Here is a 19,785-nt window from a genome sequence, read left to right on the forward strand (position 1 = left end):
AGCCCATTAAATAAAAAACGGGAGCCATCAGGCTCCCGTTCTTGTGTAACCGCTAAAGCGAATTACATATTGTCGATGATCGCGTCACCAAACTCTGAACATTTCAGCAGCTTAGCGCCTTCCATCAGACGTTCGAAGTCATAGGTCACGGTCTTGGCAGCGATTGCGCCTTCCATGCCTTTAACAATCAGGTCTGCGGCTTCGAACCATTCCATGTGACGGAGCATCATTTCTGCGGACAGGATGACGGAACCTGGGTTCACTTTATCCTGGCCTGCGTACTTCGGTGCTGTCCCGTGGGTGGCTTCGAACAGCGCGCACTCGTCACCGATGTTTGCGCCTGGTGCGATACCGATGCCGCCAACCTGTGCCGCCAGGGCATCAGAGATGTAGTCGCCGTTGAGGTTCATACAGGCGATAACGTCGTATTCCGCTGGACGCAGCAGGATCTGCTGCAGGAACGCATCGGCGATCACATCTTTAACGATGATCTCTTTGCCGGTATTCGGGTTCTTGATTTTCTGCCACGGGCCGCCGTCGATCAGCTCACCGCCGAATTCTTCTTTCGCCAGCTGGTAACCCCAGTCTTTGAAAGCGCCTTCGGTGAACTTCATGATGTTGCCTTTGTGAACGATGGTCACAGAGTCACGGTCGTTGGTGATAGCGTACTCAATCGCCGCGCGAACCAGGCGTTTGGTGCCTTCTTCTGAACATGGCTTGATGCCGATACCGCAGTGTTCAGGGAAGCGAATTTTCTTCACGCCCATCTCTTCACGCAGGAACTTGATCACTTTTTCCGCGTCGGCAGAGTCGGCTTTCCACTCGATGCCAGCGTAGATGTCTTCTGAGTTTTCGCGGAAGATGACCATGTCAGTCAGTTCTGGGTGTTTAACCGGGCTTGGGGTGCCCTGGTAGTAACGTACCGGGCGCAGGCAGACGTAAAGGTCCAGCTCCTGGCGCAGGGCTACGTTCAGAGAACGAATACCGCCACCGACCGGGGTGGTCAGCGGGCCTTTGATGGCCACGCGATAATCGCGAATCAGATCCAGCGTTTCAGCTGGCAGCCAGACGTCCTGTCCATACAATTTGGTGGATTTTTCCCCGGTGTAAATTTCCATCCAGGAAATTTTACGCTCGCCTTTATAGGCTTTCTCTACAGCGGCATTCACCACTTTGATCATCGGCGGAGTCACGTCCACACCGATACCATCACCTTCGATGAAAGGAATAATCGGATTGTGGGGGACGTTCAGTTTGCCGTTTTGCAGGGTGATCTTTTGGCCTTCCGCCGGAACAACTACTTTGCTTTCCATTAACCTCTCCTTCGAGCGCTTCTGGTGACTGCTCGTGACTTTCGTGTCCTGGGTAGCGTTGCTGCCCCGCAACGCGAATAGTGTGAGCAATATTTTTGTTAATGATTTGTAATGAGCTGGTTGATACTACCTGAATGTTGGGTTCCATGAAAGGTCTTCGTAATTAGGCTATAATGCGGCAATTGACCCGGCCTGAAAATACCATGAATAAAACTTCTTTTAGAAATCACCGCCTTAAGCGATTCAGCTCACAACAAGCTTCCAGACAACGCCAAGAAAGCCAGCCAAAACGCGTCCTTTTGTTCAATAAACCCTACGATGTTTTGCCGCAGTTTACTGACGAAGCCGGACGCAGCACGCTGAAAGATTTTATCGACGTCCAGGGCGTGTATGCCGCCGGGCGACTCGACCGCGACAGCGAGGGCCTGCTGGTCCTGACCAACGACGGCGCGTTGCAGGCGCAGCTCACCCAGCCGGGCAAACGCACCGGGAAAATCTACTTTGTGCAGGTGGAAGGTGAGCCGGATGAGGCCGCGCTGAATGCGCTGCGCACCGGCGTAACACTGAATGACGGGCCGACACTGGCCGCAGGAATTGAGCTTGTGGATGAACCTGAATGGCTGTGGCCGCGTAATCCGCCCATCCGCGAGCGAAAAGCCATTCCCACGCGCTGGCTGAAAGTCACGCTGTATGAAGGACGTAACCGGCAGGTTCGCCGCATGACGGCGCATGTCGGCTACCCTACCCTGCGTTTGATTCGTTACGCGATGGGCAATTACACCCTGGACAATCTCGCCAATGGCGAATGGCGGGATGTGACCTCAGAGTAACGCCGTCAGGTCAGCCCCATCCTGAGTGACGTGTGACACCCGGCTGTTAAGAAATGCGTCGCCATCTGGAACCACAATCTCCAGTTCTTCGGCAAAGCGGCTGGAGTGCAGCAAAAAGTCCGCGCTGCTGGGGTTGCTGGCAATGGGAATGTTCCAGACGGTGGCCAGGCGCATCAGGGCTTTCACGTCTGAATGATGCGGCACCGCGCTGAGCGGGTCCCAGAAGAAAATCAGAATATCAATTTGCCCGGTGGCAATCAGGTAGCCAAGCTGTTGGTCGCCACCGATGGAACCGCTCATCAGCGTGAGCACGGATAAACAGCTCTGCGTTTGCAGCAACCGCCCGGTGGTACCGGTGGCATAAATCACATGTTCACTGAGCGTATGTTGATTGGCCGTCGCCCAACTGAGCAACGAGGCTTTGCAGGGATCGTGCGCCACCAGCGCAACGCGTTTACGAACGGGCATGGTGCGAGTTGTCAATTGCATGATGCATACCTCGGATCGCGTGTTCGGTCGAACACCCGAATGAAGTATAGTGGTGGCATAAAAATGTGATCCATATCAAATAAATATAATCACGCGCCGAAATCAGGAGTCTCCATGTTTAAACCGCACGTCACCGTCGCCTGTCTGGTTCACGCCAAAGGTAAGTTTTTGATTGTGGAAGAAACAGTCAATGGAAAAGCCACCTGGAATCAGCCTGCCGGGCATTTGGAAGCCGACGAAACGCTGGTTCAGGCCGCTGAGCGCGAGTTGTGGGAAGAGACCGGCATTAGCGCCACGCCGCAGCATCTGGTACGCATGCATCAGTGGATTGCTCCGGACAACACCCCGTTCCTGCGCTTTCTTTTTGCCATCGAGCTGGATGATGTTTGTGAGACGCAACCCCATGATGACGATATCGATCGTTGCCTGTGGCTGAGCGCCGAAGAGATCCTCACCGCCTGTCATTTACGCTCTCCGCTAGTCGCTGAAAGCATCCGCTGCTGGCAGAGCGGCCAACGTCTGCCGTTGGAAATTATCGGCGAATTTAACTGGCCCTTCACAAAGGGTGTCAACCCTGGGGCTGCGTGATAGAATATGCCGCCTTGAAGTTCAATGTCGTGAGTATTCCAATGTCAGAAAGCCCAAAAAAAGTGATCGTCGGCATGTCCGGCGGTGTCGATTCCTCCGTTTCTGCCTACCTGCTGCAACAGCAAGGTTATAAGGTTGAAGGCCTGTTCATGAAGAACTGGGAAGAGGACGATGGCGAGGAATATTGTACAGCCGCAGCTGACCTGGCCGATGCCCAGGCCGTGTGCGACAAGCTCGGCATTGAGCTGCACACCGTCAATTTTGCCGCAGAATACTGGGACAACGTGTTTGAGCTGTTCCTCGAAGAGTACAAAGCCGGTCGTACCCCGAACCCGGATATTCTGTGCAACAAAGAAATCAAATTTAAAGCCTTCCTTGAGTTCGCCGCCGAAGATTTAGGTGCCGATTTCATCGCCACCGGTCACTATGTGCGCCGCGCCGATGTGAATGGCAAAAGCCAGCTGCTGCGCGGTCTCGACGGTAATAAAGACCAGAGCTATTTCCTGTATACGCTGAGCCACGAACAAATTGCCCAAAGCCTGTTCCCGGTTGGCGAGCTGGAAAAGCCTGAAGTTCGCCGCATTGCGGAAGAACTCGATCTCATCACCGCGAAGAAAAAAGACTCAACCGGTATCTGTTTTATCGGCGAGCGCAAATTCCGCGAATTCCTTGGCCGCTACCTGCCTGCACAGCCGGGTAAAATCGTGACCGTTGATGGCGACGTGATTGGCGAGCACCAGGGGCTGATGTATCACACCCTCGGCCAGCGTAAAGGCCTGGGTATCGGTGGCACCAAAGACGGCAGCGAAGAGCCGTGGTACACCGTCGATAAAGACGTTGAAAATAACATTCTGGTGGTGGCGCAGGGTCATGACCACCCGCGCCTGATGTCCGTCGGCCTGATTGCCCAGCAACTGCATTGGGTCGATCGCGAGCCATTAAACGGCACCCTGCGCTGCACGGTGAAAACCCGCTATCGCCAGACAGACATTCCGTGCACCGTAACCGCACTGGATGAAGATCGCATTGAGGTTCGCTTTGACGAGCCCGTTTCTGCTGTAACCCCAGGCCAGTCCGCCGTGTTCTACAGCGGTGAAGTGTGCCTCGGTGGCGGCATTATCGAGCAGCGTTTGCCGCTGCCGGTTTAAGACTCAGACAGCACACAGAAAGGAGTTTTAGTGGCGAAGAACTATTACGACATCACTATCGCGCTGGCCGGGATTTGCCAGTCGGCCCGTCTGGTTCAGCAGCTTGCGCATCAGGGTCACTGCGACAACGATGCCCTGCACGTGGCGCTGAACAGCGTTATCGATCTCAACCCGGATTCCACGCTGGGCGTGTTCGGTGGCAGTGAAGCCAATCTTCGCCTCGGCCTTGAAACGCTGCTTGGTGTGCTCAACGCCAGCAGCCGTCAGGGCCTCAACGCCGAATTGACGCGTTACACCTTAAGCCTGATGGTGCTGGAACGTAAGCTCTTTGCCGCCAAAGGCGCGATGGACACGCTCGGCGAACGCATTGCCGGGTTACAGCGCCAGTTAGACCATTTCGATTTGCAGTCTGAAACCTTGATGAGCGCGATGGCGGCTATTTATGTCGACGTGATAAGCCCATTGGGACCGCGTATTCAGGTCACCGGTTCCCCTGCCGTGCTGCAAAGCCCACAGGTGCAGGCTAAAGTTCGCGCTGGCCTGTTGGCAGGTATCCGCGCCGCGGTGCTGTGGCACCAGGTTGGCGGCGGTCGTCTGCAACTCATGTTTTCCCGTAATCGCCTGACCACTCAGGCAAAACAAATTCTTGCTCATATAACTCCGGAGTTGTGATCTATGGAATTATCCTCACTGACCGCCGTTTCCCCTGTCGATGGACGCTACGGCGATAAAGTCAGCGCGCTGCGCGGCATTTTCAGCGAATTCGGTTTGCTGAAATTCCGTGTGCAGGTTGAAGTTCGCTGGCTGCAAAAATTAGCCGCGCACACAGCTGTCAAGGAAGTTCCAGCTTTTGCTGCTGACGCAAACGGTTTCCTCGATAAGATCATCGCTGATTTTAACGAAGATGACGCCGCGCGCATTAAAACCATCGAGCGCACCACCAACCACGATGTGAAGGCGGTTGAGTATTTCCTGAAAGAGAAAGTAGCTGACGTTCCTGCCCTGCACGCGGTGTCTGAGTTCATTCACTTCGCCTGCACCTCTGAGGACATCAACAACCTGTCCCACGCGCTGATGCTGAAAACCGCGCGCGACGAAGTGGTGCTGCCGTACTGGCGTAAGCTTATCGATGCGGTGAAAGACCTCGCGGTGCAGTATCGCGATATCCCCCTGCTTTCCCGTACCCACGGCCAGCCTGCGACCCCGTCCACCATGGGTAAAGAGATGGCTAACGTGGCGTACCGTCTGGAGCGTCAGTATCGTCAGCTGAACCAGGTGGAAATCCTCGGTAAAATCAACGGTGCGGTCGGCAACTATAACGCCCACATCGCGGCGTACCCGGAAGTCGACTGGCATGAATTTAGCGAAGAGTTCGTGACGTCGCTCGGCATTCAGTGGAACCCGTACACCACCCAGATTGAACCGCACGATTACATCGCTGAACTGTTCGACTGCGTGGCACGCTTCAACACGATCCTGATCGACTTCGATCGCGATGTGTGGGGCTACGTGGCGCTGAACCACTTCAAGCAGAAAACCATTGCCGGTGAAATCGGTTCTTCCACCATGCCGCACAAAGTGAACCCGATTGACTTCGAAAACTCCGAAGGCAACCTCGGTCTGTCCAACGCCGTGCTGCAACATCTGGCGAGCAAACTGCCGGTTTCCCGCTGGCAGCGTGACCTCACCGATTCCACGGTGCTGCGTAATCTTGGCGTCGGTCTCGGCTATGCGCTGATTGCGTATCAGTCCACGCTGAAAGGTGTGAGCAAACTGGAAGTGAACCGCGATCGCCTGCTGGCAGAGCTGGATAGCAACTGGGAAGTGTTGGCAGAGCCAATCCAGACCGTGATGCGTCGTTACGGCATTGAAAAACCGTACGAGAAGCTGAAAGAGCTGACCCGCGGGAAACGCGTTGACGCCGAAGGCATGAAAGAGTTTATCGATGGTCTGGCGCTGCCAGAACACGAGAAAACGCGCCTGAAAGCCATGACCCCGGCCAACTACATCGGTCGTGCCATTACGATGGTTGATGAACTGAAGTAAGTTGCCCCTCCTCTCTTCCCGCCCGGGGAGAGAGGTTTTCCTCTGGCGAGGAGAAAGCATGATGCAGTGCCAGGTGCCTCCTGGTGAGCCTGTGTCAGTCTGCACAGTGCCCGCGTGACCTTAAGACCGAAGTTCTACTGAACGCCCCACCGCATAGGGGGATTCACTGCAGGCAAGATATTACCTCGGCGAAACGTTCGGACAAGTCCCATCAGGGACTCATGATTCATGGTGTTAATAATCCTCAGGTAATTTCCGCAAGATCCCCAGCCCTCAACGTTAAATAAACAGACTCCCGTTATCTCAGAAATGCTTAAGTCCGCACGGCGAAGTCAGTTTATATTATCGGCTAAAGCGTCAGATTAAGTTTCACTTGAATGCACTGGTTTTGCGTAATCGCGTTAAACTATTCAAATCGTAAATGAAAGGGAGTAGAGACATGCGCGTACTCGTCGTGGAGGATAACGCCCTGTTGCGTCACCATCTCAAAGTTCAGCTGCAGGAGCTGGGCCACCAGGTTGATGCTGCGGAAGACGCAAAGGAAGCGGATTATTATCTCGGTGAACATGTGCCGGATATTGCGATTGTCGATTTAGGCTTGCCGGATGAAGACGGGCTGTCGATGATCCGCCGCTGGCGCAGCCATGAAATCTCACTCCCGGTGCTGGTGTTGACCGCCCGTGAGGGCTGGCAGGATAAAGTTGAAGTGCTGAGCGCCGGGGCGGACGACTACGTGACCAAACCGTTCCACATCGAAGAAGTGGTGGCGCGGATGCAGGCATTGCTGCGCCGGAACAGCGGCCTGGCATCGCAGGTGATTTCCCTTCCGCCGTTCCAGGTTGATTTGTCGCGCCGTGAGCTGTCGGTGAATGATGAAGTCATTAAGCTGACGGCCTTTGAATACACCATTATGGAAACGCTTATCCGCAATAACGGCAAAGTGGTCAGCAAAGATTCCCTGATGCTGCAACTCTACCCCGACGCCGAACTGCGCGAGAGCCACACCATTGACGTGCTGATGGGCCGCCTGCGTAAGAAAATCCAGGCTCAGTACCCGCAGGACGTGATCACCACCGTACGAGGTCAGGGTTACCTGTTCGAACTGCGCGGATGAAAAAAGTGCTCAGGCATATTTTACCCCTCTCCCTGCGCGTCCGCTTTTTGCTCGCAACCGCAGGGGTGGTTCTGGTGTTGTCGCTGGCGTACGGCATGGTCGCGCTGGTCGGCTATAGCGTCAGCTTCGATAAAACCACCTTCCGTTTGCTACGCGGTGAAAGCAACCTGTTCTACACCCTGGCGCGTTATGAAAATAATAAAGTCAGCGTTGAGATCCCCGAAAATCTCAACCTGCAAAGCCCAACCATGGCGCTCATTTACGACAAACACGGCAAGCTATTGTGGATGCAGCGCGACGTACCGTGGCTGGTGGATCGTATTCGTCCGGAATGGCTGAAGACCAACGGTTTCCACGAAATTGAAGCCGACGTGAGCTCATCAAGCATGCTGCTGCGTAACGATCATGCGGTGATGCAGCAGCTCAATGAGATTCGCCAGCAGGATGACGATTCCGAGATGACTCACTCTGTCGCTGTGAATATCTACCCCGCGACCTCGCATTTACCGCAGATGACCATCGTGGTCGTCGACACCATTCCCATCGAGCTGAAGCGCTCGTATATGGTCTGGAGCTGGTTTATCTATGTGCTGGCAGCGAATTTGCTGTTGGTCATTCCGCTGTTGTGGGTCGCCGCATGGTGGAGTTTGCGGCCGATAGAATCGCTGGCGAAAGAGGTGCGTGAACTGGAAGAGCACCACCGCGAGACGCTGAACCCGGCAACCACCCGCGAGCTCACAAGCCTGGTGCAAAACCTCAACCGCCTGCTGAAAAGCGAGCGCGACCGCTACGACAAATACCGCACTACGCTGACGGATCTCACGCACAGTCTGAAAACGCCGCTGGCGGTGCTGCAAAGTACGCTGCGTTCCCTGCGCGGCAACAAGCTCAGCGTGGAAGACGCCGAACCGGTGATGCTGGAACAAATCAGCCGCATCTCGCAGCAGATTGGCTATTACCTGCATCGGGCCAGTATGCGCACGGGCAGCATGTTACTCAGCCGCGAACTGCACCCGGTGGCGCCGCTGCTGGATAATCTGACCTCGGCATTGAACAAGGTGTATCAGCGAAAAGGCGTGAATATCACCCTCGATATTTCGCCTGAAATCAGCTTCGTCGGCGAACAAAACGACTTTATGGAAGTGCTGGGCAACGTGCTGGATAACGCCTGCAAATACTGTCTGGAGTTCGTGGAGGTGTCGGCCCGCCAGACGGACGATCATCTGCATATCTTCGTGGAAGATGACGGCCCGGGTATTCCGCAGAGCAAGCGCGACCTGGTGTTTGACCGCGGTCAGCGCGCAGATACGCTGCGTCCAGGCCAGGGCGTAGGGCTTTCCGTGGCGCGTGAAATTGTCGATCAATATGAAGGCAAAATTCTGCCCGGCGACAGCCCGCTCGGCGGTGCAAAAATGGACGTGATTTTCGGCCGCCAGCATCCGGAAAGCAAAGAGGCTTGAGTCTTTTTTTGCCGCCGCCTGCATCGTCGGGCAGTGGCATCCGTTATACTTCATGCAACTCGAACGAAGTAGAGTCAAAACTCCCAACAGAAGCCTGCCTGTGGAATAAAACATTATGGATTATCAGTTATCGCTCAACTGGCCCGACTTTATCGAACGCTACTGGCAAAAACGCCCGGTCGTGTTGAAGCGCGGCTTTACCGACTTTGTCGACCCTATTTCCCCTGACGAACTGGCGGGCCTCGCCATGGAAGACGAAGTGGACAGCCGCCTCGTCAGCCACCATGAAGGCAAATGGCAGGTCAGCCACGGTCCGTTCCAAAGCTACGATCACCTGAGTGAAAACAACTGGTCGCTGCTGGTACAGGCGGTAAACCACTGGCACGAACCGACCGCTGCGCTGATGCGCCCATTCCGCGCCCTGCCCGACTGGCGCATTGACGACCTGATGATTTCGTTCTCCGTGCCCGGCGGCGGCGTTGGCCCGCATCTGGATCAGTACGATGTCTTTATCATTCAGGGAACCGGGCGCCGTCGCTGGCGCGTGGGTGACAAAGTGCCAATGAAGCAGCACTGCCCGCACCCAGACCTGCTTCAGGTTGATCCGTTCGACGCGATTATCGATGAAGAAATGGAGCCTGGCGACATCCTCTATATTCCGCCAGGTTTCCCGCACGAAGGCTATTCGCTGGAAAACTCGCTGAACTATTCGGTCGGTTTCCGCGCGCCAAGCGGCAAAGAGCTGATCAGCGGTTTCGCGGATTACGTCTTGCAGCGTGAATTGGGGACACACCGTTATACCGATCCGGACGTGCCTGCGCGTGAACATCCGGCGGATATCGTGCCGCAGGAACTCGAAAAGCTGCGCGCGATGATGCTCGAAATGATTAGCCAACCGGAACACTTTACCCAGTGGTTTGGCGAGTTCATCAGCCAGACGCGCCACGAACTCGACGTTTCTCCGCCGGAGCCGCCGTATCAGGCCGATGAAATCTACGATGCGCTGCAACAGGGCGACAAACTGGTTCGTCTGGGTGGCCTGCGCGTACTGCGCATTGACGGTGAAGTGTATGTGAACGGTGAGAAAATTGAATCGCCACATCGCCCGGCACTGGAAGCGCTGGCGAGTCATATTGAACTGAACGCGGAACACTTTGGCGATGCGCTGGAAGACCCGTCATTCCTGGCGATGCTCTCTGCGCTGGTGAACAGCGGCTACTGGTTCTTCGAAGACTGATAGCCGGTCGCCCGGCGGCGCTGCGCTTGCACGGGCCTACATGATTGTGACGTTGTAGGCCCGTGCAAGCGTAGCGCCGCCGGGCAATAATCTGGCAAACCCGACTACCGTTTGGCGGTCAACTCCGCAATCCGCACAATCACTCTGACCGCTTTCTCCATCCCTTCCAGCGTCGCGAATTCGTGCTTGCCGTGGTAGTTATAGCCGCCGGTAAAAATGTTCGGACACGGTAATCCCATGAACGAAAGCTGCGAGCCATCGGTGCCACCGCGAATCGGTTTCATCAGCGGTTCGATATCGCAATCACGCATCGCCTGCTGCGCCACCTCGATGATGTGCGGATGCTCCATCACCTTTTCACGCATGTTGTAATAACTGTCTTCGATGATGAGTTCGATGTAGCAATCCGGGTGCAGCCCTTTGCCCACCTTTTTCGCGATTTCCATCATTTTGCGCTTCCGCGCTTCGAACTCTTTGCGGTCAAAATCGCGAATGATGTAGTGCATCTGCGCGCTGTCGACGGTGCCTTTGATACTGGTCAGATGGAAGAAACCTTCATAGCCTTCCGTCTGCTCAGGGCTTTCTTCAGCGGGCACTTCAGCGTGAATGCGCGAAGCCAATGACAGCGCGTTCACCATCACCCCTTTGGCACTGCCCGGATGGACGTTATTGCCCACGATTTTGATGGTCACCGACGCGGCGTTGAAGTTCTCGTACTCCAGTTCACCCACGCCGCCGCCGTCAACGGTATACGCCCATTGCGCACCGAACGCCTCAACGTCAAAGTGTTTGGCGCCCTTGCCCACTTCTTCATCCGGCGTGAAGGCCACGCGGATTTCGCCGTGTGGCACGTTGTTGGCCTTCATCACCGCCAGCGCGGTCATGATTTCCGCCACGCCGGCTTTGTCATCCGCGCCGAGCAGTGTTTTGCCATCGGTAGTGATTAACGTCTGGCCGAGCAGCTGATGCAACACCGGGAACATCACCGGGGACAGCACTTCATCGCCGATACCGAGCGCGATATCTCCCCCGCGATAGTTTTCGACAATCTGCGCATTGACGTTTTTACCGCTAAAATCGGGAGAGGTATCGACGTGAGAAATAAAACCAATGACAGGAATATCACCCTCAACGTTAGCAGGCAGCGTGGCCATCACCGTGCCCTTCTCACTCAGCGTGACGTCAACCAGCCCCAATTCTTCGAGCTGCGTTTTGAGCAGGCGTAACAATTTCCATTGCCCTTCGGTGCTCGGCACCTGCCGCACGCCAGGCTTCGACTGCGTATCCAGAGAAACGTACTGCAAAAACCGCTCAAGTAATTTATCCATGTCGTCGCCCTCATTTTTTGAATCAACATTATCAGTAAGCACCGATCCCGAAATATTGCGTCAGGTCACTTTTGGCCCGGCAATTGAGATTTTTTTTCAATTGCCTATGTGAATTGTATATAGGTAATCAACAAGGAGGCAGAATGATTGGCGATTTCAGGGGATTGCCGTAGAATGCCAGCCCTTAATTATGTGTCAGACCTTTAAGGTGGTTAACCACACACCCCGTAGCGGGAATTATTCGCTACGTTTACATGGGACAGAGTAAAAAATTGAATACACAATCGCGTTCGCTTTCACCGCTGGTGCATCTGGCGGGGATTCGCAAAGGCTTTGATGGTAAAACAGTCATTTCAGATCTCAATCTCACCATTAATAATGGTGAATTCCTTACGCTGCTAGGCCCCTCCGGCTGCGGTAAAACCACGGTGTTACGTCTGATTGCCGGGCTCGAAAATGTCGACCACGGCCGCATACATCTTGAAGATATCGACATCACCGATGTCCCGGCGGAAAACCGCCACGTTAATACTGTATTTCAAAGCTACGCGCTGTTCCCGCACATGACCGTGTTCGAGAACGTGGCCTTCGGCCTGCGGATGCAAAAAACGCCTGCCAACGAAATTACGCCTCGCGTTACCGATGCCCTGCGCATGGTGCAGCTGGACGAGTTTGCCCAGCGCAAACCACATCAGCTTTCCGGCGGACAGCAGCAGCGTGTGGCTATCGCCCGCGCGGTGGTGAATAAACCGCGTCTATTATTGCTGGACGAATCCCTTTCTGCGCTCGATTACAAACTGCGTAAGCAGATGCAGAACGAACTCAAAGCCCTACAGCGCAAGCTCGGTATTACCTTTGTGTTCGTCACCCACGATCAGGAAGAAGCCCTGACCATGTCTGACCGTATCGTAGTGATGCGGGATGGCAAAATCGAGCAAGACGGCACGCCGCGTGAAATTTATGAAGAGCCGAAGAACCTGTTCGTCGCCGGATTCATTGGCGAAATCAATAGGTTCAACGCCACGGTGATTGAGCGTCTGGATGAACAACGCGTGCGCGCCAACGTTGAAGGCCGCGAGTGTAATATCTACGTCAATTTCGCGGTAGAAAAAGGCCAGAAGCTCAATGTGCTGCTGCGTCCGGAAGATTTGCGCGTCGATGAAATTAATCACGATAACGACATCGAAGGCCTGATTGGCTACGTGCGCGAGCGCAACTACAAGGGCATGACCCTTGAATCCGTGGTTGAGCTGGAAAACGGGAAAATGGTGTTGGTCAGCGAATTCTTCAATGAAGATGACCCGGACTTCGACCATTCTCTGGATCAAAAAATGGCCATCAATTGGGTCGAAAGCTGGGAGGTGGTGCTGGCTGATGAAGAACACCAGTAAATTCCAGAAGGTGGTGATCGCCACCATCGTCGGTTGGCTGGTGGTATTTGTCTTTCTGCCCAACCTGATGATCATCGGTACCAGCTTCCTGACCCGCGATGACGCCAATTTCGTCAAAATGGTCTTTTCGCTGGGTAACTACGCGCGTCTACTCGACCCACTCTATTTCGACGTTTTACTGCACTCGCTGAACATGGCGCTGCTGGCCACGCTGGCGTGTCTGATCCTCGGCTATCCGTTCGCCTGGTTCCTGGCGCGCCTGCCGGAGAAAGTCCGCCCTCTGCTGCTGTTTCTGCTGATTGTGCCGTTTTGGACCAACTCGCTGATCCGCATCTACGGCCTGAAAATTTTCCTCAGCACCAAAGGCTATCTGAATGCGTTACTGCTGTGGACCGGGCTGATCGATACGCCGATTCGCATCATGTACACGCCCAGCGCGGTGATCATCGGCCTGGTCTACATTTTGCTGCCGTTTATGGTCATGCCGCTCTATTCCAGCATTGAGAAACTCGACAAACCGCTGCTGGAAGCGGCCCGCGATTTAGGTGCCAATAAGTTCCAGACCTTTATTCGCATCATCATGCCGTTGACCATGCCGGGCATTATTGCCGGCTGTCTGTTGGTGATGCTGCCCGCAATGGGGCTGTTCTATGTCTCCGACCTGATGGGCGGCGCGAAGAACCTGCTTATCGGCAACGTCATTAAAAGCCAGTTCCTGAATATTCGCGACTGGCCTTTTGGCGCGGCCACCAGCATTACGTTGACGCTGGTGATGGGCCTGATGCTGCTGGTTTACTGGCGCGCTGCGCGGTTGCTGAATAAAACGGTGGAACTCGAATGATCGGTCGTCTGCTTCGTGGCGGCTTTATGACCGCCATTTACGCCTATCTCTATATTCCGATCATTATTTTGATCGTGAACTCCTTTAACAGCTCGCGGTTTGGCATTAACTGGCGGGGTTTTACCACCCAGTGGTACAGCCTGCTGATGAACAACGACAGTCTGTTGCAGGCGGCTCAGCACTCACTGACGATGGCGGTATTTTCCGCGACATTTGCCACGCTGATTGGCTCACTCACCGCGGTGGCGCTGTTTCGCTATCGTTTTCGCGGTAAACCGTTCGTCAGTGGCATGTTGTTCGTGGTGATGATGTCGCCGGATATCGTCATGGCGATCTCCCTGCTGGTACTGTTTATGCTGATTGGCATTCAGCTCGGCTTCTGGTCGCTGTTGTTCTCGCACATCACTTTCTGCCTACCGTTTGTGGTGGTCACCGTTTACTCGCGCCTGAAAGGCTTTGACGTGCGGATGCTTGAAGCCGCGAAAGATCTGGGCGCCAGCGAAATGACCATTCTGCGCAAAATCATTCTGCCGCTGGCAATGCCTGCGGTCGCTGCCGGATGGCTGCTAAGCTTTACCCTGTCGATGGACGATGTGGTGGTTTCCTCGTTCGTCACCGGTCCGGGCTATGAAATTTTGCCGCTCAAGATTTACTCGATGGTTAAAGTCGGCGTTTCACCCGAAGTGAATGCGCTGGCGACCATTCTGTTAATACTTTCTCTGGTTATGGTGGTTGCCAGCCAGATTGTTGCTCGTGATAAAACGAAATCTCAGGGGACATCAAAATGAAAAAAATGCTTGCCGCCGCGGCGCTGGTGCTCGGAATGGGTGCGGCGCACGCCGATGACAGCAAAACGCTCTATTTCTATAACTGGACCGAATACGTACCGCCGGGCCTGCTGGAGCAATTCACCAAAGAAACCGGGATCAAGGTTATCTATTCGACCTATGAATCGAATGAAACCATGTACGCCAAGCTGAAAACCTATAAAGACGGCGCGTACGATCTGGTGGTGCCTTCGACCTACTTTGTCGACAAAATGCGTAAAGAAGGCATGATCCAGAAGATCGACAAAAGCAAGCTGACTAACTTCAGCAATCTTGACCCGGAAATGCTGAACAAGCCGTTTGATCCGAACAACGACTATTCGATCCCGTACATCTGGGGTGCCACGGCGATTGGCGTAAATAGCGACGCTATCGACCCGAAAACCGTCACCAGCTGGGCCGACCTGTGGAAACCAGAATATAAAGGTAGCCTGCTGCTGACCGACGATGCGCGTGAAGTTTTCCAGATTGCGCTGCGTAAACTGGGCTATTCCGGTAACACCACCGATCCAAAAGAGATTGAGGCGGCATACAAAGAGCTGCAAAAACTGATGCCTAACGTCGCGGCGTTTAACTCCGATAACCCGGCGAACCCGTATATGGAAGGCGAAGTGAATCTGGGGATGGTGTGGAACGGTTCCGCATTCGTGGCCCGTCAGGCCGGAACGCCGCTGGAAGTGGTTTGGCCGAAAGAAGGCGGTATTTTCTGGATGGACAGCCTGGCGATTCCTGCGAATGCCAAAAACGTCGACGGCGCGCTGAAGCTGATTAACTTCCTGCTGCGCCCGGATGTCGCCAAACAGGTGGCAGAAACTATTGGCTACCCGACGCCAAACCTGGCGGCGCGTAAACTGTTGGATCCAAAAGTCGCCAACGACAAATCGCTGTATCCGGATGCGGAAACCATTAAGAAAGGCGAATGGCAGAACGACGTCGGTGATGCCAGCCGTATCTACGAAGATTATTACCAGAAGCTGAAAGCGGGTCGGTGATCGCACCCTGCCCCATACCAAAAGCCAGAGCGCATTATGCCTCTGGCTTTTTTAATCGAAATGCCTAACGGTTTTCTTCAATATAGGCCGCCAGACTCGCCGGCGTTTTTAATACGATGGCGACATCCGTCGGGGAAATCATGCAGCCGAACTCATCCTGAACTTCGAGTACTACATCGACGGCCATAATCGAGTCGAGAATGTCTGACTCAATAAGTTCATCATTAAAGCCAACCTTGCGGGACAGCACGCGCTCAAACAGGGCCAGTACTTGTTCTTCCATCATCGTTCCTCAGTATCATCAACTGACGCGTGCTTGCGCGTCTAACAATTTACGATCGATTTTGCCATTAGGATTCAATGGCAATGCCTCTTTGAGCAGGATCTGACTCGGAACCATATAAGACGGAACCACCTTCGCCAGCCCTTGCTTAATTTCTTCTGCAGATAAATGAGACACGCAGAACGCCGCAATGCGTAATACAGAGCCGCCAGGTTTCATTAACGGCAGTACGACGGCGTCCTTAATCCCGGTCATGTTCAGTAACCTGGCTTCAATTTCGCTGATTTCAATCCGATACCCGTTGAGCTTTATTTGGCTATCATTGCGGCCCATGCAGTAAAGATAATCTTGCGCAAATCCCAGGTCCCCGGTTTTATATCCCCGCCATGGCGTGTCTTCACGGGTGAGCAATTTGGCTGAGTTCTCTTCTGGCAGCCCAAGATAACCACGCATCACATTTTTCCCCCAAATGATCAGCTCACCCTCGGGAGTAATGTCCATAAAGGAATGCGGCATCATGGTGCCGATGGGCAACAGATCTAATTCACTGGCCATCATCTCATCGGTGATTTCTACCACCGTGGTTGCCACGGTAGCTTCCGTTGGTCCGTAGGAATTCATGATTTTTGCATTCGGGAAGCGTCGGCGTAACTGCTTCACCAGTGCCTTATTCAGCACTTCCCCAATAAAGACAAAGACGGAAAGATCGGGCAAAAACTCACTATTGAACTGGGGTGAAAGAAGTTTCTGATACGCAAACGAAGGAGTGGAAATCCACGTAGACACTTTTTTCAGACGCAGCGAATCCAGCCATGATTCAGCGGCAATAGCCTCTTTTGCATTCAGCACGATATGGCCACTTTTCGCTAAATTGGCCAGCAGCGGAATAAGCGATAAGTCAAAACTGAATACCGCATGATTCATCAGAACCGGAGCTTCTGGCAGAGAAAAAGAATCGCCAACCCATTGAATGAAATTCCACACTGACTCCCTGCCAATTTGCACACCTTTAGGCTTACCGGTACTCCCCGAGGTAAACATCATGTACGCCAACTGACTTTCTTGCAGAGGTTTGGCTGCCACGCCGGTATTCATAAATGACTGCTGTGCTACGTCATAGTAATAAGGTGCGTGCGCAAGAGTGCAGATTTCTTTCAGGCGTTCGGTCGGATAAATGCAATCAACAGGAATGTAGGTGATGCCGTGCAGAAGACAACTGTAAATAGCCACTGCAAATTCAGTTTGCTGATGACCGTATAACACGACAGGCACATGAGGATGCGATACGAACGCATGATAGCGGTTCATCCAGTCGGTCACCGCCATGCTGAGTTCAGACCACGTTAACTCGCCATCGCTACCACTGACTGCAAGTTGTCCTGGCCGCACGGGATCCAGTAATGTTTTACGCAAGTAATCCTGCAAAGCCTGGATATCATGTTGAAGATTCATAACGGTGACATTCCACTGAAGATGTAGAGAGAAATAGCTGCGCTTGCCAACGTTAAAAACCGACCGCACAGCGATACAACCGGGTATTTCAACCACTGCTCAAGCAAGGGTTGCCTTTTTGCCGACCATAACAGCATGTTGTGAGAGACCGAAATCAGGCCAAAGAGAATACCGCTAATCACATAGTGTCTCTCAAGCCCGTTCCAGGCGCCCATGCAAAACAGCGTGCAGAATATACCGATGTTTTGCGCACAGGTTTTGTTGTTACGGAAGAACGTAAATCTCAATAAATGCATATACACAGGCATGAAAATAACGTCCCGGAGCCATTCAGAAAGACTGATGTGGAAACGACGCCAGAAGTCCTGCGGGTTCTTGGCCAACAAAGGGATAGTAAAGTTCTGCGGGATATTGAGACCAAAAAGACGCCCGGCCCCAATCGCCATGTTGCTGTATCCTGCGAAATCAAAATAGAGATAGAAGCTATAAGCCACGGACATCACAATCCCGACCGTCAGCGTAAAATCTTGATGGCGCCAGTGGCTGATCACGTAGTGGTCAATGAGCATGGCAAACAAAAACTTTTGCACAATGCCATAGAAAATTTGCTGCATCGACTGCAGAAAAAGTTCGGTGGTCATGGAGAAAGCGGGTTTGCGGATATCTTTCGCCCACGTATTCCAGCGATACATCGGTCCAGCAAGGATCACGAAGGGCAAAAAAAGATAACAAAAATAGATGATGAAACTTTTGGCATCTTCTTTTTTGCGATACAGCAGCACATCGATTGCGCGGAAGGTCATAAATGATAAGCCAATCATGCCCCAATGATTGTTCAGATGCAGTTTGACCAGAATTAAAGGCAATAACGTCAGACTGACCGCCTGCCAGGTTTTCAGGTACTTTTTGTCTTTAAGGTACGTCACGGCATAAAAACAAAGAAAAACAGCGATTGGGATAAAAAACTGACCACGGAAAACGTGCGCCCAGCCAATAAGGGCAATCACCGAAAATGAAACCAGATAGGTCAGGCGGTACTTTAAAAATCGATTTATCCCCGCAAAGAGCAGTGCTGAGGAGAATAAATAAACAAAAAATGACGCGTTCGAATACATAGTGACACCATCAAAATTGCTGATACTCAAACTGGACTTTCAGTTTCGCTGAGTCATTTGACGTCGACCAGGCGACAATTGTCAGCGCCAGGCAAAAATAGAGCAGAAACAGGCAGATTGCTTTCTTAATCATTTGAATTGCTCGTAGACAAAGTGGTCCATATCAACCCAAGCCAGGTCGGTTGGATGAAGATAATCCTTGTTCCAGCCGTTCTGATAAGGCATTTCATACATGTCGTAATAAGGCACCTGGTATTCTTTCAGCGTCGATTTAACAATCTCGTCGGCCTGCTTATATCTTTCCCGATGATTGATAGCCCATGGGTTCATCGGATCAACAATCGCAATCACCTGTACATGGTGATCATGCAGCATCTTAATCATCTTTTTAAATGCTACGATCTGTTCCTGGGCTGGAGGTCGTGAACTCCAGTCAAAAGGCTTCGGACGTGCTTTGAAGTACTCGGGTGTCATCCAGTGGGTCGCTGCAGTTATCTTGCGCTCTTTATTATATTCCCGCGCTTGTTGTCGCTGGCTCTCCCAATCGACGACTTCAAACTTGCCAGCAGACGATGGCCATGATTCAGGCTGAGCTTTGTTTAACTGAATTTGTTCCTTATAAAAATCTCGCGCCAGATCGCAAAATGAGCCCATTTGCCAGGACATCTCTTTCTTGATGTCGCTGATATTCCAGCCTCGAATTTGCATTTGGCTGAATGACAAATGACTGATTTTATCCCCGCGCGTCATCTCCAGATATTGCGTAACGACAGGAGCGACCTCACGGTTGTTAAGCAAAGGATCAAACACATCGGCAGGCAAATTATCTTCGAATATCTTCGGCGGTACTTTAGGCCTGAAAAAGCTGTCCGGTGACAGCAGCAGCACCAATTGAGTCTTGCTGTTGAGGTCCTGTTTAAAACGAGATAACAGCGAATATTGAATAACGCTGTCTACCATCACGCCGCCATAGGCCACCACCGGAATATGAAGATTCTGGTTAAAGTAATTAAATATCGCATGAGGTTCTTCACCAGACCATATGACCTCTGACGCGCCCAGAAAGAAAATCGCATTCCCCTGCAAAGCATGAGAAATTGTCATCATTTTTTCGTTCTGCTCTTTGCGTGTTCCTACCATCGTGTTAATCAACGGTTGAAACTTTAAAACCGAATGATCACCGCTAATCAATGGGGGTAACGACAATACCAGAACTGCTGCCAATGCCATGGAGACATGCAGAAGAATATCTTTATTAATCTTCATAATAAAAAGAGTTGATAAGTTAATGTTTAAAGTTTGTTTTATTTTAAAGCCTAACCGTCAGCCTG

General features: G+C 52.8%; 20 protein-coding genes. 12 read left to right on the forward strand and 8 right to left on the reverse strand.

The genetic code is table 11. From position 1 onward, the window contains the following. Window positions 1–62: 62 nt before the first annotated feature. On the reverse strand, window positions 63–1,313 hold the full coding sequence (icd, locus tag A8O29_RS14010) for an NADP-dependent isocitrate dehydrogenase (RefSeq protein WP_125353689.1): 1,251 nt from the start codon (window positions 1,311–1,313) through the stop codon (window positions 63–65). Between the two features lie 173 nt (window positions 1,314–1,486). Here icd and rluE point away from each other — a divergent pair, with 173 nt between their 5' ends. Beyond that, window positions 1,487–2,143, forward strand: coding sequence for a 23S rRNA pseudouridine(2457) synthase RluE (gene rluE / locus A8O29_RS14015; RefSeq protein WP_125353690.1), 657 nt, complete (start codon window positions 1,487–1,489; stop codon window positions 2,141–2,143). Here rluE and A8O29_RS14020 read toward each other — a convergent pair. Then, window positions 2,135–2,632: a methylglyoxal synthase gene (locus tag A8O29_RS14020; protein WP_125353691.1), complete on the reverse strand. Its 498-nt coding sequence runs from the start codon at window positions 2,630–2,632 to the stop codon at window positions 2,135–2,137. The two genes, rluE and A8O29_RS14020, sit on opposite strands and share 9 nt — an antisense overlap. Window positions 2,633–2,746: 114 nt before the next feature. Here A8O29_RS14020 and A8O29_RS14025 point away from each other — a divergent pair, with 114 nt between their 5' ends. The 7 genes from A8O29_RS14025 (at window position 2,747) to A8O29_RS14055 (ending at window position 10,225) form a co-directional block, all read left to right on the forward strand. Further along, window positions 2,747–3,220 carry an NUDIX hydrolase gene (locus A8O29_RS14025; protein ID WP_125353692.1) on the forward strand — a complete coding sequence of 158 codons (474 nt, stop codon included), beginning with the start codon at window positions 2,747–2,749 and terminating at the stop codon, window positions 3,218–3,220. A 41-nt stretch (window positions 3,221–3,261) separates the two neighbouring features. Continuing rightward, on the forward strand, window positions 3,262–4,368 hold the full coding sequence (gene mnmA, locus A8O29_RS14030; protein WP_159464546.1) for a tRNA 2-thiouridine(34) synthase MnmA: 1,107 nt from the start codon (window positions 3,262–3,264) through the stop codon (window positions 4,366–4,368). A 30-nt stretch (window positions 4,369–4,398) separates the two neighbouring features. Next, complete coding sequence (gene hflD, locus A8O29_RS14035) at window positions 4,399–5,040, forward strand: high frequency lysogenization protein HflD (RefSeq protein WP_125353693.1); 642 nt, start codon at window positions 4,399–4,401, stop codon at window positions 5,038–5,040. Between the two features lie 3 nt (window positions 5,041–5,043). Beyond that, on the forward strand, window positions 5,044–6,414 hold the full coding sequence (gene purB / locus A8O29_RS14040; RefSeq protein WP_125353694.1) for an adenylosuccinate lyase: 1,371 nt from the start codon (window positions 5,044–5,046) through the stop codon (window positions 6,412–6,414). Between the two features lie 439 nt (window positions 6,415–6,853). Further along, window positions 6,854–7,528 (forward strand): two-component system response regulator PhoP, encoded by a 675-nt coding sequence (phoP, locus tag A8O29_RS14045; protein WP_110509734.1) that lies wholly within the window; start codon window positions 6,854–6,856, stop codon window positions 7,526–7,528. Then, the gene (phoQ, locus tag A8O29_RS14050) at window positions 7,525–8,988 is read left to right on the forward strand and encodes a two-component system sensor histidine kinase PhoQ (RefSeq protein WP_125353695.1); all 1,464 of its coding nucleotides are present in this window, start codon (window positions 7,525–7,527) and stop codon (window positions 8,986–8,988) included. The genes phoP and phoQ overlap by 4 nt, the downstream gene beginning before the upstream one ends. A gap of 115 nt (window positions 8,989–9,103) precedes the next feature. Further along, on the forward strand, window positions 9,104–10,225 hold the full coding sequence (locus tag A8O29_RS14055; RefSeq protein ID WP_125353696.1) for a ribosomal protein uL16 3-hydroxylase: 1,122 nt from the start codon (window positions 9,104–9,106) through the stop codon (window positions 10,223–10,225). A 104-nt stretch (window positions 10,226–10,329) separates the two neighbouring features. Here the strand turns inward: A8O29_RS14055 and pepT are convergent, their stop codons facing one another. Further along, window positions 10,330–11,553: a peptidase T gene (pepT, locus tag A8O29_RS14060; protein WP_125353697.1), complete on the reverse strand. Its 1,224-nt coding sequence runs from the start codon at window positions 11,551–11,553 to the stop codon at window positions 10,330–10,332. A 254-nt stretch (window positions 11,554–11,807) separates the two neighbouring features. Between pepT and potA the strand changes: the two genes are divergently transcribed. The 4 genes from potA to potD are packed head-to-tail and all read left to right on the forward strand — an operon-like array spanning window position 11,808 to window position 15,604. Further along, window positions 11,808–12,944 (forward strand): spermidine/putrescine ABC transporter ATP-binding protein PotA, encoded by a 1,137-nt coding sequence (gene potA, locus A8O29_RS14065; protein ID WP_125353698.1) that lies wholly within the window; start codon window positions 11,808–11,810, stop codon window positions 12,942–12,944. Then, window positions 12,928–13,785, forward strand: coding sequence for a spermidine/putrescine ABC transporter permease PotB (gene potB / locus A8O29_RS14070; protein WP_125353699.1), 858 nt, complete (start codon window positions 12,928–12,930; stop codon window positions 13,783–13,785). Before potA ends, potB begins: the two co-directional genes overlap by 17 nt. Continuing rightward, entirely contained in the window at window positions 13,782–14,573 is a 792-nt protein-coding gene (gene potC / locus A8O29_RS14075; RefSeq protein WP_125353700.1) for a spermidine/putrescine ABC transporter permease PotC, read from the forward strand. The genes potB and potC overlap by 4 nt, the downstream gene beginning before the upstream one ends. Further along, window positions 14,570–15,604, forward strand: a complete 1,035-nt coding sequence (gene potD, locus A8O29_RS14080; protein WP_125353701.1) for a spermidine/putrescine ABC transporter substrate-binding protein PotD — start codon at window positions 14,570–14,572, stop codon at window positions 15,602–15,604. The genes potC and potD overlap by 4 nt, the downstream gene beginning before the upstream one ends. Window positions 15,605–15,668: 64 nt before the next feature. Here potD and A8O29_RS14085 read toward each other — a convergent pair whose 3' ends face one another. From A8O29_RS14085 to A8O29_RS14100, 5 genes are read right to left on the reverse strand one after another with little or no spacing between them, the layout of a single operon-like run. Next, window positions 15,669–15,887, reverse strand: a complete 219-nt coding sequence (locus tag A8O29_RS14085; protein WP_125353702.1) for an acyl carrier protein — start codon at window positions 15,885–15,887, stop codon at window positions 15,669–15,671. A gap of 18 nt (window positions 15,888–15,905) precedes the next feature. Then, complete coding sequence (locus A8O29_RS14090) at window positions 15,906–17,339, reverse strand: AMP-binding protein (protein WP_125353703.1); 1,434 nt, start codon at window positions 17,337–17,339, stop codon at window positions 15,906–15,908. Beyond that, complete coding sequence (locus A8O29_RS14095; RefSeq protein WP_125353704.1) at window positions 17,336–18,454, reverse strand: MBOAT family O-acyltransferase; 1,119 nt, start codon at window positions 18,452–18,454, stop codon at window positions 17,336–17,338. The genes A8O29_RS14090 and A8O29_RS14095 overlap by 4 nt, the downstream gene beginning before the upstream one ends. Before the next feature lie 10 nt (window positions 18,455–18,464). Next, on the reverse strand, window positions 18,465–18,587 hold the full coding sequence (locus A8O29_RS22875; protein ID WP_258167222.1) for a hypothetical protein: 123 nt from the start codon (window positions 18,585–18,587) through the stop codon (window positions 18,465–18,467). Beyond that, on the reverse strand, window positions 18,584–19,720 hold the full coding sequence (locus A8O29_RS14100; RefSeq protein WP_125353705.1) for a D-alanyl-lipoteichoic acid biosynthesis protein DltD: 1,137 nt from the start codon (window positions 19,718–19,720) through the stop codon (window positions 18,584–18,586). Before A8O29_RS14100 ends, A8O29_RS22875 begins: the two co-directional genes overlap by 4 nt. Window positions 19,721–19,785 lie beyond the last annotated feature (65 nt).

The organism is Scandinavium goeteborgense (assembly GCF_003935895.2).
GTDB lineage: Bacteria > Pseudomonadota > Gammaproteobacteria > Enterobacterales > Enterobacteriaceae > Scandinavium > Scandinavium goeteborgense.

Excerpts from the sequence above, each read along its gene's own strand:
- icd (WP_125353689.1), bottom strand. The coding sequence starts at position 1,313 with ATGGAAAGCAAAGTAGTTGTTCCGGCGGAAGGCCAAAAGATCACCCTG.
- rluE (WP_125353690.1), top strand. The coding sequence starts at position 1,487 with ATGCGGCAATTGACCCGGCCTGAAAATACCATGAATAAAACTTCTTTT.
- A8O29_RS14020 (WP_125353691.1), bottom strand. The coding sequence starts at position 2,632 with ATGCAATTGACAACTCGCACCATGCCCGTTCGTAAACGCGTTGCGCTG.
- A8O29_RS14025 (WP_125353692.1), top strand. The coding sequence starts at position 2,747 with ATGTTTAAACCGCACGTCACCGTCGCCTGTCTGGTTCACGCCAAAGGT.
- mnmA (WP_159464546.1), top strand. The coding sequence starts at position 3,262 with ATGTCAGAAAGCCCAAAAAAAGTGATCGTCGGCATGTCCGGCGGTGTC.
- purB (WP_125353694.1), top strand. The coding sequence starts at position 5,044 with ATGGAATTATCCTCACTGACCGCCGTTTCCCCTGTCGATGGACGCTAC.
- phoP (WP_110509734.1), top strand. The coding sequence starts at position 6,854 with ATGCGCGTACTCGTCGTGGAGGATAACGCCCTGTTGCGTCACCATCTC.
- phoQ (WP_125353695.1), top strand. The coding sequence starts at position 7,525 with ATGAAAAAAGTGCTCAGGCATATTTTACCCCTCTCCCTGCGCGTCCGC.
- A8O29_RS14055 (WP_125353696.1), top strand. The coding sequence starts at position 9,104 with ATGGATTATCAGTTATCGCTCAACTGGCCCGACTTTATCGAACGCTAC.
- pepT (WP_125353697.1), bottom strand. The coding sequence starts at position 11,553 with ATGGATAAATTACTTGAGCGGTTTTTGCAGTACGTTTCTCTGGATACG.
- potA (WP_125353698.1), top strand. The coding sequence starts at position 11,808 with ATGGGACAGAGTAAAAAATTGAATACACAATCGCGTTCGCTTTCACCG.
- potB (WP_125353699.1), top strand. The coding sequence starts at position 12,928 with ATGAAGAACACCAGTAAATTCCAGAAGGTGGTGATCGCCACCATCGTC.
- potC (WP_125353700.1), top strand. The coding sequence starts at position 13,782 with ATGATCGGTCGTCTGCTTCGTGGCGGCTTTATGACCGCCATTTACGCC.
- potD (WP_125353701.1), top strand. The coding sequence starts at position 14,570 with ATGAAAAAAATGCTTGCCGCCGCGGCGCTGGTGCTCGGAATGGGTGCG.
- A8O29_RS14085 (WP_125353702.1), bottom strand. The coding sequence starts at position 15,887 with ATGGAAGAACAAGTACTGGCCCTGTTTGAGCGCGTGCTGTCCCGCAAG.
- A8O29_RS14090 (WP_125353703.1), bottom strand. The coding sequence starts at position 17,339 with ATGAATCTTCAACATGATATCCAGGCTTTGCAGGATTACTTGCGTAAA.
- A8O29_RS14095 (WP_125353704.1), bottom strand. The coding sequence starts at position 18,454 with ATGTATTCGAACGCGTCATTTTTTGTTTATTTATTCTCCTCAGCACTG.
- A8O29_RS22875 (WP_258167222.1), bottom strand. The coding sequence starts at position 18,587 with ATGATTAAGAAAGCAATCTGCCTGTTTCTGCTCTATTTTTGCCTGGCG.
- A8O29_RS14100 (WP_125353705.1), bottom strand. The coding sequence starts at position 19,720 with ATGAAGATTAATAAAGATATTCTTCTGCATGTCTCCATGGCATTGGCA.